General features: G+C 51.8%; 12 protein-coding genes and 1 tRNA gene. 7 read left to right on the forward strand and 6 right to left on the reverse strand.

The genetic code is table 11. From position 1 onward, the window contains the following. Positions 1–137: 137 nt before the first annotated feature. From AB1483_12595 to AB1483_12620, 6 genes are all read right to left on the reverse strand, one after another. Positions 138–1,973, reverse strand: a complete 1,836-nt coding sequence (locus tag AB1483_12595) for a C1 family peptidase (protein ID MEW6413288.1) — start codon at positions 1,971–1,973, stop codon at positions 138–140. Between the two features lie 133 nt (positions 1,974–2,106). Beyond that, positions 2,107–3,942, reverse strand: a complete 1,836-nt coding sequence (locus tag AB1483_12600) for a C1 family peptidase (protein MEW6413289.1) — start codon at positions 3,940–3,942, stop codon at positions 2,107–2,109. Positions 3,943–4,209: 267 nt separating this feature from the next. Then, positions 4,210–4,614 carry a hypothetical protein gene (locus AB1483_12605; GenBank protein ID MEW6413290.1) on the reverse strand — a complete coding sequence of 135 codons (405 nt, stop codon included), beginning with the start codon at positions 4,612–4,614 and terminating at the stop codon, positions 4,210–4,212. An 85-nt stretch (positions 4,615–4,699) separates the two neighbouring features. Further along, positions 4,700–4,773, reverse strand: a tRNA-Arg gene (locus AB1483_12610). Positions 4,774–4,855: 82 nt separating this feature from the next. Beyond that, complete coding sequence (locus AB1483_12615; GenBank protein MEW6413291.1) at positions 4,856–5,863, reverse strand: Stp1/IreP family PP2C-type Ser/Thr phosphatase; 1,008 nt, start codon at positions 5,861–5,863, stop codon at positions 4,856–4,858. 116 nt (positions 5,864–5,979) lie between these two features. Next, positions 5,980–6,369: a VanZ family protein gene (locus AB1483_12620; GenBank protein MEW6413292.1), complete on the reverse strand. Its 390-nt coding sequence runs from the start codon at positions 6,367–6,369 to the stop codon at positions 5,980–5,982. A 166-nt stretch (positions 6,370–6,535) separates the two neighbouring features. Between AB1483_12620 and AB1483_12625 the strand changes: the two genes are divergently transcribed. From AB1483_12625 to AB1483_12655, 7 genes are all read left to right on the forward strand, one after another. Next, the gene (locus tag AB1483_12625) at positions 6,536–7,561 is read left to right on the forward strand and encodes a potassium channel protein (protein ID MEW6413293.1); all 1,026 of its coding nucleotides are present in this window, start codon (positions 6,536–6,538) and stop codon (positions 7,559–7,561) included. A 319-nt stretch (positions 7,562–7,880) separates the two neighbouring features. Further along, entirely contained in the window at positions 7,881–8,945 is a 1,065-nt protein-coding gene (locus tag AB1483_12630) for a hypothetical protein (GenBank protein MEW6413294.1), read from the forward strand. A gap of 288 nt (positions 8,946–9,233) precedes the next feature. Then, on the forward strand, positions 9,234–10,301 hold the full coding sequence (locus tag AB1483_12635) for a dockerin type I domain-containing protein (protein MEW6413295.1): 1,068 nt from the start codon (positions 9,234–9,236) through the stop codon (positions 10,299–10,301). Between the two features lie 36 nt (positions 10,302–10,337). Beyond that, positions 10,338–11,402, forward strand: a complete 1,065-nt coding sequence (locus tag AB1483_12640) for a dockerin type I domain-containing protein (GenBank protein MEW6413296.1) — start codon at positions 10,338–10,340, stop codon at positions 11,400–11,402. Between the two features lie 322 nt (positions 11,403–11,724). After that, positions 11,725–12,786: a hypothetical protein gene (locus tag AB1483_12645; GenBank protein MEW6413297.1), complete on the forward strand. Its 1,062-nt coding sequence runs from the start codon at positions 11,725–11,727 to the stop codon at positions 12,784–12,786. A gap of 569 nt (positions 12,787–13,355) precedes the next feature. Next, entirely contained in the window at positions 13,356–14,411 is a 1,056-nt protein-coding gene (locus AB1483_12650; GenBank protein ID MEW6413298.1) for a dockerin type I domain-containing protein, read from the forward strand. Positions 14,412–14,816: 405 nt separating this feature from the next. Beyond that, a partial coding sequence (locus tag AB1483_12655) for a putative Ig domain-containing protein (protein MEW6413299.1) occupies positions 14,817–16,002 on the forward strand: 1,186 nt, incomplete at its 3' end.

The raw sequence follows: 16,002 nt of genomic DNA on the forward strand, positions 1-16,002 counted from the left end.
CGGCATCCTCTTGAGCCTGAAGATACGTTGCGACAGCCGGTCATCGCTGACTGATTTCCTGGCTCGCGCGAACTTATGTCGTCACGTTATATGAAAGACCACAGGAAGTGCGTTAGCCTGCGGCCATGCTTTTCACATTACGGGCAGCCGGCCGGGGCCGGGCCACCATTATAAACATAATTGACCAGATAGACGAGATCCTCGATAGTGAACGGCGGCGCTCCGTCGATTTCCACCTCGTCGAGACACGACGGCTGCGGACCGGACGCGAAATTCCAATCCACGAGGTAAATGATATCATCGATATCGACAGCGCCGTTGTGGGTGGCATCACCACCCATGACACAGCAGTATTGCGAAACAGTTATACTTCCACCGATAGTCGGTACTTCATAGTCGATTATATCACCCAGGTACGTGGGAAGGTAGGTTGTTGTGGTGACAGTGTAGCCGTCAAGGTATATGGGGGCGATTTTGCCTTCAAGTGCCGCACCGGGGATTGTGAAATAGAGTTTGACAATGGCGCCCTCGCCCGGCGGCAAAGCCGGCGATGTATCACTTTGAGAAGACTGAAGTCTCAGTGTAAATCTTTTATACCACAGATCGTAGTGCAAATAGTCCTGCCTCTCAAAATACTCGGTGCGGCATCCCGCGGTAGAGAAACCTAAATAGGTCAAGTTGAAATCGTTGGGGAATTCGACCGGTATTTTGAAGTATTCTACGGGCGCTGAGTTGAACGTGGAGATTGTCATCACCACCGTGTCGCCGGGCTGACCGTATATGTCGGTCGTCATAAGAGTGTCGGCGATGGCTATTATGTAATCTTCTCTGGTCAGGACATGAATTTCTCCCCCGGAGACTATTTCAAGGGAGACATCGAAAGCGCCTCTTTGCTCGAAAACGTGAGTCGGCTTCTGAATGTCGGCGTACCCGCCATCGTCAAAATCCCACGTCCAGGTATCCACTACCTCCGGATAGAAGGCGTCGAAATTGACAGTGATCGGCGGACTCCCAATGAGAGTATCGCCATAGAAATACATCACCGGCGGGATGCCGATGTCTACAAAGCAGGCTCCCGATCCGACGTTGGAGCAACCGTACTCGATATACATATAGCCGTCTTCACCCCAGCCGGCTCCCCAGGAGTTGCGCAAAATCCAGCACCCTTCGCTTCCAAGGTTATCATCCCACCCGACCAGCACCACAGCGTGGTTGATTCCCAAATCTGACTCGCAAGCATTGAAAACTCCTCCAGAGTATAGATACCAGGGGTCATTCACATACACATAAACACCAATTGGCCCATACATGAGGATGGCGTGCTTCATATTGGTGATCGTTGCCGGCGAGACATAGGACCAACTGTCTATCGCAAGGTCGTGCTGATGAACGTAGGGGCATGAACACGGGTTATCAACTCCGGCGTAGGGCAAGGTTGCCTCGAGAACAGGTCCCCATCCGCCGCATGGGTCAGTTTCGTAGTACGGATTCAGCCAGGACAGGTGGAAGTCATGTGCCCACTCACCCCCGCCACAGCTATAGCCATAGGTGTTACAGCTCACGAGATACTGTTCGGACAGGTCCCATACGACATTATCGCGGATTTTCAGGTTGCACTCCAGCGAGCCGACCGTACCAAATGCCCAGCAGCTTCCGCAGCCGCCCTGGTTTCTGATCGGGGTAACGCCGCCCAGTTCACGCCAGTCGAAGCGGGCGGGATATTCGAGGGTCGTGGCGCTTAGAAGGGTGGAGAAGTCAGTGACGTTAGTCGGCGGCTCATCGTACATCCTGGAGCCACAGAGCTGTTCGAGAGGGTATTGCGTAGCTTCGTTCAACTCCATTTTGAACGTCCAGCCCTTCTGCTGGCCGACCGCGCGAAGTGAGTCAAGTTTCTCTTGAGTTATCTGTCCCGCCGCAGGCGTCCAACAGAGAATTATGAATGATAAAATTATTGATAGCCCGGCTCGATTCATACCAGCACCCTCTCAAGTAAAAAGCTACAGATACGACGGCTACTTTGACCACCTCTCGTCGCACAAGACGATGCGAACAAGGTGCGAACTGTCAAAGAACTCTCATATATTTAAATTCTCTCAGTCAATTCTTTTACGGGCAGCCTGCCGGCGCAGGTCCGCCGTTGCAAACGTAATTGACCAGATATACTAAATCTTCTATCGTAAATGGCTGCAAACCGTCGACCTCGACTTCATCAAGGCACGATGGCCCGGGTCCGGATGCGAAATTCCAATCGACGAGATAAATGATGTCGTCAATATCAACCGCGCCGTTATGGTTGGCGTCACCACTTACGGCGCAGCAGTACTCTCCGACGGTGATACTTCCGGAAATCACCGGTACTTCATAGTCCACCAGGTCACCCGAATAGGTAGCAAGATAGGTCGTGGTTGTCACCGTGTAACCGTCGATAAAAATAGGAGCCATTTTCCCTACAGTGGCTGTGCCGGGAAGGGTAAAATAGAGTTTGACTATGGCGCCATCACCCGGCGGCAAAGCCGGCAAGGTGTCTGATTGTAGCCTGAGTGTGAAGCGTTGCCCGAACCATATGTCATAGTGCAGGTAGTCCTTTTTGGCAAAATACTCCGTGCGGCATCCCACCGTGGAAAACGAATCATATCTCATGCCGAAATCATTGGCGAACTCTACCGGTATCTTGAAATACTCAGTCGGTGCGGAGTTGAACGTTGAAACTGTCAGGACAACCTGCTCACCCGGTTGACCGTATACATCGGTCGTCATCAGGGTATCGGCGATCGCTACAACGTAGTATTCTTTAGTAAGAGAATTGTCTCCTCCCGGAGAGGTGACACTCAGCGAAACATCATAACTGCCTCTCTCATTGAAGGTGTGACTGGGCGCTTTGACACTGGCCGTCCCATCGTCACCGAAATCCCATGACCAGATATCAACCGGGTCGGGATAGAAAGCGTTGAAATTGACTGTGTGCGGCACACCGCCGTAGAGAGTGTCTCCCCAGAAATAAAGGGTAGGGGAAAGGCCGCAGTCCACATAGACGCCATTGAAACCGATACGGGAACACCCGTATTCGATATACATATAACCGCCTTCACCCCAGCTCGACCCCCATGAATTTCGCATAATCCAGCAGCCTTCGGCGCCGAGCATGTCATCCCATCCAACCAGAACCACGGCATGGTTTATTTCCACATCGGAGCAGACATTCCATATACCGCCGGTGTAATAGGTCCAGTTGCTACTGGCGTATACAGCCACTCCGACCGGGCCGTAGGTCAGGATCGCCTGTTTGATTTGATCTACTGTGGGTATATCGTATTCGAAAGAAATATATCCCCAGTCATCGAGGCAAAGCGTATCCTGGTGCGGATAAGGACAGGCGCAGGAGTCATCTTTAGCCGTGTATGGAAAGTCAGCTTCAAATACGGGTCCGTAGCCACCGCAATCATCTGTCTTAGCGTAAGGATCGGAGTAGGGTAAGTGATAGTTGTGCGCCCACCAGCCGCCATCGCAACTCCAATCATCGCTGTTGCAACTGACCAGGTATTGCTCCGAAAGATCAACCGTGATGCCATCACGGATTTTTAAGTTACACTCAAGTGAACCAACGGTGGCAAAGGCCCAGCAGCTTCCACAAGCCTTCTGGTCTTTGACGGGAGTGACGCCTCCGAGCTCACGCCAGTCGAATCGGGTAGGAAAATCCGATATGCTTGTTGTCAATGGGGGCATGGTTTTGACATTGGCGGGCAGTTGGTCAGGGACCCTCATCCCGCAAAGTTGTTCTATCGAATACTGACAGGCGTCGGTTAGGCCGATAGTGAATGTCCAGCCTTCACGCTCCCCGACCGCGCGCAACGAGTCGATTATCTGCTGCTGAGATTGTGCCTGGGCAATTGTTGCGAACGCAATTATGGCGATAAGAGAAGACGGGATTATTGCCCGATTCATATCCGTATCCTTTTGAGGCTAAACTTCTATGGTACTGACGATTCCTCAGTGGCGGAGCCCCCGCACACCAGATTGCTGCTTTTCAACTTACCTGGAATATATAGCTTTCCAGACTCCGCGTCAACTAACATCGCAGGGCAGATTCATACCCCAAGCTTCGAGTAACCCAATACCCGCGTGCGCGTGGTGTGGATTAGACTCGGATGAACTGCTGACGTTTAAGCCCCAAAAATCGTCCAATTAACTTCCCGGTTATCGTGGGGGTATCTACCTGCCGAAGGCGGTCACAAGCAGGAGTGCCAGGCCTCCAACCAAAAAAACCGCCCCGAGGATTATCGCTGCCAGTTGACCTTCGGCGATACCCACCCGCGTGCGGTAAGGATCGATCTCAGCGTACTGGTCGCGCGAACGATGTTCGATTTTTCTTTTGAACCGGACGCGGGAATCATCGAATTTCTCAATCATCTCCCAGCCGTTTTTGGCTTCTTCCGCGCACAGTTGCTTCAGCGCCGAAGGTTTCTTGAATTTGCTGGAGACTGCCCTGATAATTTTGAATTCCCACCCCTCGAGGTCTTCGGAACTATACCTGGTCATGTCTTCTTCCTCCTGTCTGACCAGCGCTTTTTTCCGCGCCGCTGCCGCGGCAGCAGCGCCACCTGCCGCGCCTGACATATAAGCCTCCTGTTTATGATAATTTACTGATCAACAGGGCGGTTTATTCAATCGGGAAGCCGTCCGGGTAGATGCAATAAAAAAATACGCCCAGGAGGAGTTGAACCCCCAACCTTCTGATCCGTAGTCAGACGCTCTATCCAATTGAGCTATGGGCGCATTTTCCGAACCCAATAATATCCGCAGGGCTATAAATGTCAAGGGAATTCTCCCGCCCACCAGGGGCGAGCGGTTGGGGCTGTCAGCGAGAAGTGGAAAGGTATATCATTACAGCGGCAATGATTATGAAAACAGCGAAGATCAGGACAAGGGCGGACTTTCTAACCGGCCTGGCTGCGACCGTCTGCTGTACTACCGGATTGGTGCGGTGGGCAATAAATTCATTAATGCGCTCAATCCAAAGGTCTTCGGCTTCGAGAACCGGCGGAGTTTCTTCGGGCAAGGTAAAACGGTCGACCTCCCCGAGTTCAGATTCTTCGACATCAACAACTTCTACCACGGCGACCGTCACATTATCGGCTCCGCCGCGATCGTTGGCCATCTGAATCAGATCCTCAACGATCCGCTCATTGTCTTTTCTTACCTTGTTGATGACCGAGAAAATGTCTTCGTCATCGGCGAACCCGCACAGACCGTCGGAGCATATCATAAACTTGTCGCCCGGCTTGACTTTCACCATGCGATAATCGACTTCAACCGTGTCGCGCACGCCGAGGGCACGGGTGATGACGTTCTTGCCGACCACCGAGGCGGCCTCCTGCTCGCTGATATTTTGACTCTGCTGGACCTCGGCAATCCATGAATGGTCAATGGTCAGCGGCTCGATCGACCTTTCGAGCAGCCGATATGCCCGGCTGTCCCCAACGTGAGCAATCGACAGCGTGTCCTTTTCAAGCACCAGAGCTACAATAGTTGTACCCATACCCATCAGCGTCTGCTTCTCCACGGCTTTATTAAAGATGGCGCGATTTGCGACTCTGATGGCCTTAAGAAGGGTTTGCCCGAGATAGGGTAGGGGCTTATCGAGGGCTAGACGCTTATCCTGATAGAACTCCTGCTTGAAGTCATTGAATACTATATCAATGATGTCGGCAGCCATCATCGAAGCAACTTCGCCCGCCTGGTGGCCGCCCATACCGTCACAAACAGCGAATACGCCGTTGGCATCATCGAGGTGCAGACAGTCCTCATTGGAACCCCTGACCAGACCAACGTCGCTTCTCCCGGCTACTTTGAATTGCAGTGGCACTGAAAACCTGTTAACCTAATGAATGCATGTCGTTTTGATGTAATTTTGCTTATAAGATATGTAAGTCAACTCAAAAAAACAACATTTCTACTAAAGTATGATCTGAGGCTTTGTTCTCAACGGGAAATCTGTCTTTTTCTGGCTCTTAACCAGAGTAGAAACAGAACCAGAAAGGCTCCGGCCAGATCGGTGAGCAGATCTTGCATGTCCGACATCCGGCCCGGGATGAACTTCTGGTAGTACTCATCGAACGCCGCGAACAGACACAAAAAGAGTGCGGAAATAACGACTGCTTTATTAGGGGTCACCCGATTGCCGAGCCTGGAGAAAGACCTGAAGGCGAGGACTGAGAAAATTCCATACTCAATAAAATGGGCCACTTTATCAGCCGCCAGAAACCTGATCTGCGGTGGGTTGATCTGTGGAATCGATGAAAGTGTTATAACGACGCCGGCATACAGTACGAGCGGCAGGTGATACAAGACAAATTTATTCTTTAGGACCAAAGATAAGCTCTCCATTCTTTTCGGTTCAATAAGAAACCGGGCTGCGTACGTCAACTAAAACCCAACGGAAGGTTACTTTTCAAACTGTAAGGTTTGGTAACCCCGCAAAGCCCTTCCACTTTTTTTGTAGATATTACGTTGCGTATATAATAGAATTGAATCGGTTATGAAACGTGATTTTTCGCCTTCGGCGCCGCTGACGGCCTCACAAAAATTGAGCATTGCCACCGGCGCTCTGTTGATAGTTGTCCTGGGGGGGACCCTGGGATTTACCGTTCTTGAGGGAATGAGTCCTCTGGATGGTCTTTATATGACTGTTATCACGCTGTCCACAGTCGGGTTCGGTGAAGTACGCCCGCTGCATCCGACCGGACGAATTTTCGTTATATTCCTGATCATGTTTGGTGTCGCGCTGGTCGGGTTCACCGCCTCGGTAATCGGTCAGATTATTCTCGAGGGACAGTTGCGTGATATATTAGGGAGAAGAAAAATGGAAAGCAAAATACGCAAGATTTCCGGGCACTTCATAATCGCCGGCTACGGACGAGTCGGGCGCCAGGTGGCTATGGAGTTCAAGAAAAAGAAAGTCAATTTTGTCGTGATCGAAAAAAGCCGCGAAGGGATCGAAAGTCTGATCAAAGACGGTTTTCTGTACATCGAGGGAGAGGCGACCGATGACGATGCCCTCAGAATGGCCGGTATCGAGTCAGCGAAAACCCTCATATCCACCCTGCCGGATGAGGCCCAGAACGTGTATCTGACCCTGACCGCTCGGGACATGAACAAGGACCTAAACATTATTGCCCGGGCGGACTATGATGAGGGCGTCAAGAAGTTGCGTCGGGCCGGGGCCAATCATGTCGTTACACCGCACGTGCTCGGGGGAATACGCATGGCTATGGCCTCACTCAGACCGAATGTCGTCGATTTCATGCACGCTACCTCTTTGGGTGAGAGCGGCTTGACAATCGAGGAAATAGTAATCCCCCAAGGATGTGATCTCGCCGGTAAAACGCTGGTGGAATCCAACCTGAAAAAAGAATTCGGTCTGACAATTATAGGTATCAAGAAAAAGGGCGGGCAGTTGACGATCGCCCCCGGACCTGAATCTGTTTTGGCCGAAAACGATATCCTTTTACTGATTGGGAAATCGGAATCGCTTGAGAATCTGAGCAGAAAATTGTCGCCATAATAAGAGCCCCGGGGTCCTGTTTAAGATAGGCACAAAATGTCGCAATTCTGTGTCGGTCATTGATCATCTGGTAGATTATTTGGAAAAATGAGTTGACAGAATTGGGCGCCGTGCTTATATTTGCGGTGTACAACAAAGCTATAGTTTACTACATATTCATTACTTAACCAAGCTGTAACAAAGACTTGGGTGAGTCGCAAATCGCGAACCCTCACAACTCAACCCAAATCAATTCAGACAGGTAAGGCGCAGCATATTTTAGTCATAAATTACTACAACCCATAAACCTTTTCAACTTTATCAAGTGAGGGAAACACTAATGAGAGCATCCAAGAAAGCAGCAGTATTACTGATCAGTGCTGTCATGGTCCTGGCTTCGTTTAGCCTGGTATCAGCTCAGAGTGTCGTAGTCGACCACGTGGACGGTCTCAACGCCGGCGGCGGTATTGACGACGGCGCCGTTTTGACGTTCTATATGCGTCTGACTGGTGATGCCACGCCGCATTATGTTATCAGCAACGGCTTCAGAGTGTATGGTGACGGTCTGGAGTGGGGCGGAATGACCGGTACCTTGAACCCGGCTTACAAATGGGATCTGAGCTTCGGCTTCCCGTGCTTCTTTGACCTGGGTATGTTCATCAACTACTTTGCCGACGGCGTTGGCGCCGACACCATTGGTTTCGGTGGCGCTGCCGGTATGTACGGAACCGGCCTTCCGGCTGGCTTCGATGACATCGGCTACTGGTTCACCATCGGTCCGGTCCACGGTCCTCAGGGCGCAGTACTGACCGTTGACTCCTCTTTCTATCGTCCTGCCGGACGCTGGGTATGGGACATCGTTGAAGCAAACGTTGCCTGGGGCGGCCCCTACACTTATATGCTGGGTGAAGAGCCGGTTTGTCCCGAAGTTATCACCTATCTCGAACAGGATCCGATTATCCTGAAAGATCTGGCCGACAGAGTCCTCCGCGTCTACGTTGAGTGCGAAGACAACGCCGGTGTCGATCTGAGCAGCGTTGTCGTTCAGGGCAAGATTCCTCCGTATACGGCTGCCCGTATCGAAGGCGACCTGCTCGTGACCGACGTATTCATCTTCCGTTTCCTGTCCGCCTGGAGACCGATCTCGGCTGACGTTCAGGGAACCTACTCCGTTGGCTATTCGGTCAATGGCGAGTTCAAGACCCTTTATGGTGACATGAACCTCCAGGTCTATGCCGGCGACTTGAACTTCGACGGTATTGAAGACGTTAACGACATCACTTTCCTGGTTGACTACATGTTCAAGGGCGGCAAAGCTCCGATGCTGGAGGAAGCCCTTGACGTGAACCGCGACGGTTACAACGATATCAGAGACCTTCGCGCTATCGTGGAAATCGTATACTAATAGTCACTTGACTATCCGAGTATAATTACTCTCGAGAAAACCCGCTCCCGCAAGGAGCGGGTTTTCTGTTGGGTCGGTTTTGGCTTGACCAAACATGTACCAGAGAGTATATTTAAAATACAGGCGCTAATGCGCTGACCGCCTCACAGGTTGGTAATTCCGAAAAAACATCCCGAAACCTGCCCCTTACCGATCTATCAAGCCACAAGTGGCCTGGAGTTCTCGCGGCAATCTTGGCAGAATAAGATATCGGTAGTTTACAACTTTAACCAAATCAATGGAGGGACTATGCGATTGAATGGACCGCGCTCGTCAGGTCTTTTGGTGTCGATGGTTTTTGCCCTTGCGCTCAGCCTGTCTGCCGCACCGAGTATCACCGTTGACCATATAGATGGGCTGGATGCCTCCGGCGGTATCTATCCGGGAGCAATCCTGACTTTTCATATGCGAATAACCGGCGACGCCAATGCCCACTATGTGATTTCAAACGGTTTCAGCATTTCAGGGGAGAATGTCAGTTGGACAGCAATGACCGGAGCGCTCAACCCGGTCTATCCTTGGGATTTGAGCTTTGGTTTCCCATGCTTTTTCGATCTGGGAATGTTCGTTAATACGTTTTCGACTGGCTCAGGCGCCGATACAATAGGGTTCGGAGGAGCCGCCGGTATGTATGGAACCGGTCTTCCGGCGGGCTTTGATGATGTCGCCTATACCATTACAATCGGTCCCCTCCAAGGCACCGAGTACACTTTTCTGGAGTTGGACTCAGCTTTCTACAGACCTGCCGGCCGCTGGGTATGGGACCTGGTAGAAGAGAATGTCGAGTGGGGAGGACCTTACGTTTACACATATTGCGAGGGATGCGGAAGCCCCCCCGAACCGGAGACCTATTTAGAGCAGGACCCAATAATCCTCAAGGACCTGGCCGATCGTGTACTGAGAGTGTATGTCGCCAATGAGAATGTAGGTGATATCGACCTGACGTCGGTTGTGGTTCAGGGGAAAATCCCGCCATACACCACCGCTCGAATTGAAGGCGACCTGCTCGTGACCGATGTGTTTATTTTCCGCTTCCTGTCGACCTGGAGACCTATTGCGGCTGATGTGCAAGGTACGTACTCTATCAGCTACAATGTCAATGGGGAAACGAAGACCCTGTTCGGCGATGTGAACATTCAGGTTTACCCGGGTGACCTTAATTTCGATGGAGCAGAGGACCAGCAGGACATATCGTACATGGTTGATTATATCTGGAACGATGGAAACCTGCCGGTTCTTGAAGAGGCTTTGGATGTCAACCGTGATGGTTATGTTGATGTCAGGGATCTTCGCGAATTGGTGCAGATTGTATACTAATTTAGCGCTCAAGAACAATTTGTGGAGGATTTTGTGATGAAGGATATATGGCGACTGACAGTGTCCTGTTTTGTGGCTGTCATTATTATGGTTGCTGCGGGCACGGCGACCGAACCGTTTATTTCAGTGGATCATGTCGATGGCCTGAATGCCTGCGGTCAGATTGATCCCGGAGCGGTGGTGAAATTCCATATCAGGATTACCTCGGATGAATTTGTGCATATGGCCATTAACAACGGCTATAAGCTTTGCGGAAATGAGGTGAACTGGACGACTTTAAGCGGCGAGATGAATCCTATTTATCCATGGGATTTGGACCCCCTTGTCTCGTTTCCCCCGTTTTTTGATTACGGTATGTTTATTGTTGTGTTTGGTGATGGTCAGGGGTGCGATACCATCGGTTTCGCCGGCGTGGCCGGTCAACTCGGTACTGGTCTCCCGGCGGGGTTTGATGACATTGCCTACACGATTACGGCCGGGCCGTTCAGTGGAACTCCTGGAGCACAGGTAGTATTGGATTCCAGTTTCTTCCCGCCGGCCGGCACATGGCTCTGGGATATCACCCCGAATGTGGGCTGGGGCGGACCTTACACCTACAGGTTCGGAGAATGCCCCGGACCGCAACTGTATACATTCCTTGAGCAAGACCCCATTATTCTCAAGGATCTGGCCGATCGGGTGCTGAGAGTGTATGTTGCCGGTGAAGATGTGGCGGGGATTGATTTGAGTTCAGTTGTTGTGCAGGGGAAAATCCCGCCGTATACCGTCGCCCGAATCGAAGGCGACCTGCTTGTGACCGATGTATTCATGTTCCGCTTCCTGTCGACTTGGCGGCCTATCTCGTCTGATGTCCAGGGGGCCTATTCTATCAGCTACAATGTCAATGGGGAAACGAAGACCCTGTTCGGAGACATGAACCTTCAGATTTATCCCGCTGACCTGAACTTTGACGGTGTCGAAGATGTTAACGACATCACTTTCCTGGTTGACTACATGTTCAGGGGCGGCAACGCACCTATGCTGGAGGAAGCTCTGGATGTCAACCGCGACGGTTATGTGGATGCGAGGGACCTTCGCGAACTGGTTCAATTCATATATTAGTCTGCGGCGATATACGATGGGATTTGTCGGATATAACCTGCGCCCGAGGCGCAGGTCTTTTTTTGCACAACAGCTGCGCCGATTGTTTCTTGACAAAACGGTGACATGCAGGTATATTATAAACCGAACCGTGGTGCGGTTTGTGCCGGTTCGCTTACCTCACAAAACATTATTTCAAGCCATAGCTACTTTAAGAGGGACGGTCATACCTGACGCCCGAATTGCGCGAGATTCGACAAGCTATTGATAGGGTGCACCGCTTTGGTCACTAGTTACCACAACCCATAAATCTTTTCAACATTTTTGAGTGAGGGAGATTCTAATGAGAGCATCCATTAAAGCAGTACTGCTGATCAGTGCCTTTACGGTATTGGTTTCATTCAGCATGGTTGCCGCTCAGAGCATCACACTCGACCACGTTGACGGTCTGGCTTCCGGCAACGAGTTCACGAGTGGATCCGTCTTGACCTTCTACATGCGCCTGACCGGCGACGCCACTCCGCATTACGTCATCAGCAACGGTTTCGACATTTGCGGCGATGGCCTCAACTGGACGAGCGTGAAGGGAACTCTGAACCCCGCCTACAAGTGGGATTTGAGCTTTGGCTTCCCGTGCTTTTTCGACCTTGGAATGTTCGTTAATGTCTTTGCCGATGGCATGGGCTGCGACACAATCGGCTTTGGCGGCGCCGCCGGTATGTATGGAACCGGCCTGCCGGCTGGTTTTGATGGTATCGGCTACTGGATTACCATCGGACCGATCTCCGGCGAACAGGGCGCTGTGCTGACTCTCGACTCGGCCTTCTATCCGCCGGCCGGACGCTGGGTATGGGATTTCGTCGGTGCGAACGTGGCCTGGGACGGCCCGCATAGCTTTGTTCTGAACGATGGTGGCGGCGGCTGCGAACCTTTCACCTACCTCGAACAGGACCCGATCATCCTGAAAGATCTGGCCGACAGAGTCCTCCGCGTTTATGTTGAGTGCGAAGACAACGCCAATGTTGACCTCGGCAGTGTTGTCGTTCAGGGCAAGATTCCTCCGTACACGGCTGCCCGAATCGAAGGCGACCTGCTCGTGACCGATGTCTTCATCTTCCGCTTCCTGTCCGCCTGGAGACCGATCTCGGCTGATGTTCAGGGAAGCTACACCGTCGGCTATTCGGTCAGCGGCGAGTTCAAGACCCTTGAAGGCGATATGAACCTTCAGGTCTATGCCGGTGACTTGAACTTCGACGGTATTGAAGACGTTAACGACATCACTTTCCTGGTTGACTACATGTTCAAGGGCGGCAAAGCTCCGATGCTGGAGGAAGCCCTTGACGTGAACCGCGATGGTTATAGCGATATCAGAGACCTCCGGGCTATCGTGGAAATCGTATACTGATAGTCAGTTGACTATCTGAGTACAATTATTCTCAAGAAAACCCGCCCCTCAAAAGGCGGGTTTCTTTGTTGTGTCTCACCGTACTCCCAGAGATCAGGTGGGGCAGATTGCCGCCCCCGCCCCCTTGCAACTACCGGGCTTCTGCGCCTCACCAAAATAGCTTATTAGGCATAGACTTAGGCTTTTTAAGGGCACCTTCCGCCCCCCAGAAAGATGGCGGCTTTCTCTCGGTCTGACTTCTCGGATTTTATGGAATCCAGACCGCCCTAACCAACCATGAAGCGCGGCTTGGTCCGAATGGGATAAATCTGAGCCTGGCATCCGGTTTTGGCCCATTTTTGGGGTTGACAGAGATGGGGGTCCATATTATATTGTGCTCGTACTAATACTGTTTACTGCAAAAAGTCTTACCCTCACGACTCCATTTCAGTTCTATACGAGGGTTCAAGAGGGATTTGGCGGCGGCTCATTTGATGTTGAGCCACAGTAAAGCGCAGCATTTCGGCAGCATGAAAATGTCAGAACATACAACCTCACAACTTTTCAACACAAAACCTTAGGGAGAAACTATGACAGCGAAAATCCTCACGCTCGCGGTTGCCCTGACCCTTCTATCGTTTGGCACAATTCTGGGTCAGAGCATAGTCGTGGACCATGTCGATGGACTCAATGCCATGGGTAATATCGACGACGGTGCCGTGCTCACATTCCATATGCGAATAACCGGCGATGCTGATCCTCACATGGTGATTTCTAATGGCTTTGAAATCTCGTCACCCGATGGTCTGACCTGGACCTCGGTTAGCGGTGAGCTCAATCCAATCTATCCATGGGACATGGATCCTATGATATTGTTCCCGCCTTTCTTTGATCTGGGAATGTACGTCAATGTGTTTGCCGATGGCGCGATAGCCGATACTATCGGTTTCGGTGGCGCTGCCGGCATGTACGGCACCGGCTTACCGGCCGGCTTTGATGATGTCGCTTACTATATTACCGTCGGACCGATAACGGGCAGCAACGGTGATTTCCTGGTGCTGGATTCGTCCTTCTATCCGCCGGCCGGCCGCTGGGTATGGGATATTGTCGAACAGAACGTCGCCTGGGGCGGACCTTACCAATACGAGTTTGGTATCGGATGTCCGGCGCCCATGACCTATCTCTCTCAGGACCCGATCATCCTGAAAGACCTTGCGGACAAGATCCTCACCGTTTATATCGAGTGCGAAGACAACGCGTTGATCGACCCGAATTCGATTCTCGTGAACGCCAAGATCCCGCCGAAAGAATATCGAATCGAAGGTGAACTGTTCGCATTCGATATCGGCTGCACCCGTTTCCTTTCCAACTGGAGACCGATCTCATCGGACTTCCAGGGGACCTATACTGTGGATTATGATCTGACCACCGGCGAACACAAGACCATCACCGGCGACGTCAATGTGATCGTTTATCCCGGTGATTTGACTTTTGACGGAATTGAAGATCAGCAGGATATCGTATTCCTGGTTGAATATATGTGGAATAGAGGCCAGAAGCCTTACTTTGAAGAGGCTCTGGATGTCAACCGCGACGGCAGCGTCGACGTTTTAGACCTCCGCGATCTGGTGCAGATGATTTACTAAATCTGCCCGAGAGTTAAAGGCGGAAATTTGACACATACCCGCCCGCCGGAGGGCGGGTATGTATGAAAACCCCTTTACCAGCGGCAGGTTTGCAGAGGTCGATTTATGTGGGTCACCTGCGGTGAGAGAATGAAGCGGACAGGGAGCGTCGAAACCTTGAGCTTAGTTTACGCCACGCGCGATCTATTCGCGTTCCTTGGTTCTTCCAGTATTTGCTGATTTCCGTGTCGTACCAGTCGTAGTTACCGCGGATTGTCCTCGCCATACTGCCGGGGGTCATAAAAGGGGTATAAGGGGTTGGTTTCCCTCTTAGGGAAAATCTGTTAAACGCAGCATTTCGGTGATTATGAAAATAATGGCCCAAACAACTTCACAACTCAACAACTTCAAACATAGGGAGTGACCATGAGAGTAAAATTCCTCACGCTCGCTCTGGCCCTGATCCTGTTATCGTCGGGTACGATACTCGGTCAGGCCGTTTCCCTCGACCATGTCGACGGACTCAACGCCAGTGACGAGATCATCCCCGGTGAGGTAGTTACATTCTACATCCGTCTGACCAACGGGCCTTTGGCCCAGTCGGTCATTAACAACGGATATCGGGTATATTCTCCAGATGGTGCTACCTGGAGCAAGATGGTCGGAACGCTCAATCCCATCTATCCATGGGATATGGATCCGTTTATCGCGTTTCCTCCGTTTTTCGACCTGGGAATGTATGTTAACGTCTTCTCCGATGGATTGGTCTCTGACACCATTGGCTTTGGCGGCGCCGCGGGCATGTACGGCACCGGCCTTCCGGCCAACTTCAATGCCGTCGGGTACTGGATTACCATCGGCGCGATTGATATCGCCCATGCCGGTAAAACCATCGTACTCGACTCTTCGTGGTTTGCGCCGGCCGGTCGCTGGGTATGGGCCACCGTGGCTGAAAATGTTGCCTGGGACGGTCCGCACACCTTCAAAATCGAGGGTGGCCCAACAGGCGAACCGCCGGTTATCACTTCGACACCGGTAACTTCAGCCACCTACGGTGTAGCCTACACTTACGATGTAGATGCTACCGGCGACCCAGCTCCGACGTTCAATTTGACGACGGCTCCGGCTGGTATGGTCATTGATCCTGCCACTGGTGTTATCACCTGGACCCCGAATGTTGTCGGCGATGTAAACGTCGTAGTCGAGGCCACGAACACTGAAGGAACAGACTCACAGGCCTTTACTATAGCTGTCGCCGGCATTGCTCCGGCCTTCACCTCGACACCGGTTACCACCGGTACTTATGGTGTGGCTTATAGCTATGATGCTAACGCCTCTGGTTATCCGGCTCCGACGTTCGCTCTGACGACGTTCCCGGCCGGTATGACCGTTAATGCTACCAGCGGGTTGGTGTCGTGGACTCCGGATGTCGTTGGTGACGTACCGGTAGTCCTTGAGGCTTCCAATGCTTATGGTACCGCTGTACAGAGCTTCAGCATAGCTGTTGCCGGCATTGCTCCGGCCTTCACCTCGACGCCGGTTACCACCGGTACTTATGGTGTGGCCTACAGCTATGATGCTAACGCCTCTGGTTATCCGGCCCCGACGTTCG

It is taken from the genome of Candidatus Zixiibacteriota bacterium, from assembly GCA_040756055.1.
Classification (GTDB): Bacteria; Zixibacteria; MSB-5A5; order GN15; family FEB-12.

Coding starts and splice junctions, on each gene's coding strand:
- AB1483_12600 (MEW6413289.1), bottom strand. CDS start 3,942: ATGAATCGGGCAATAATCCCGTCTTCTCTTATCGCCATAATTGCGTTC.
- AB1483_12630 (MEW6413294.1), top strand. CDS start 7,881: ATGAGAGCATCCAAGAAAGCAGCAGTATTACTGATCAGTGCTGTCATG.
- AB1483_12640 (MEW6413296.1), top strand. CDS start 10,338: ATGAAGGATATATGGCGACTGACAGTGTCCTGTTTTGTGGCTGTCATT.
- AB1483_12635 (MEW6413295.1), top strand. CDS start 9,234: ATGCGATTGAATGGACCGCGCTCGTCAGGTCTTTTGGTGTCGATGGTT.
- AB1483_12605 (MEW6413290.1), bottom strand. CDS start 4,614: ATGTCAGGCGCGGCAGGTGGCGCTGCTGCCGCGGCAGCGGCGCGGAAA.
- AB1483_12650 (MEW6413298.1), top strand. CDS start 13,356: ATGACAGCGAAAATCCTCACGCTCGCGGTTGCCCTGACCCTTCTATCG.
- AB1483_12595 (MEW6413288.1), bottom strand. CDS start 1,973: ATGAATCGAGCCGGGCTATCAATAATTTTATCATTCATAATTCTCTGT.
- AB1483_12645 (MEW6413297.1), top strand. CDS start 11,725: ATGAGAGCATCCATTAAAGCAGTACTGCTGATCAGTGCCTTTACGGTA.
- AB1483_12625 (MEW6413293.1), top strand. CDS start 6,536: ATGAAACGTGATTTTTCGCCTTCGGCGCCGCTGACGGCCTCACAAAAA.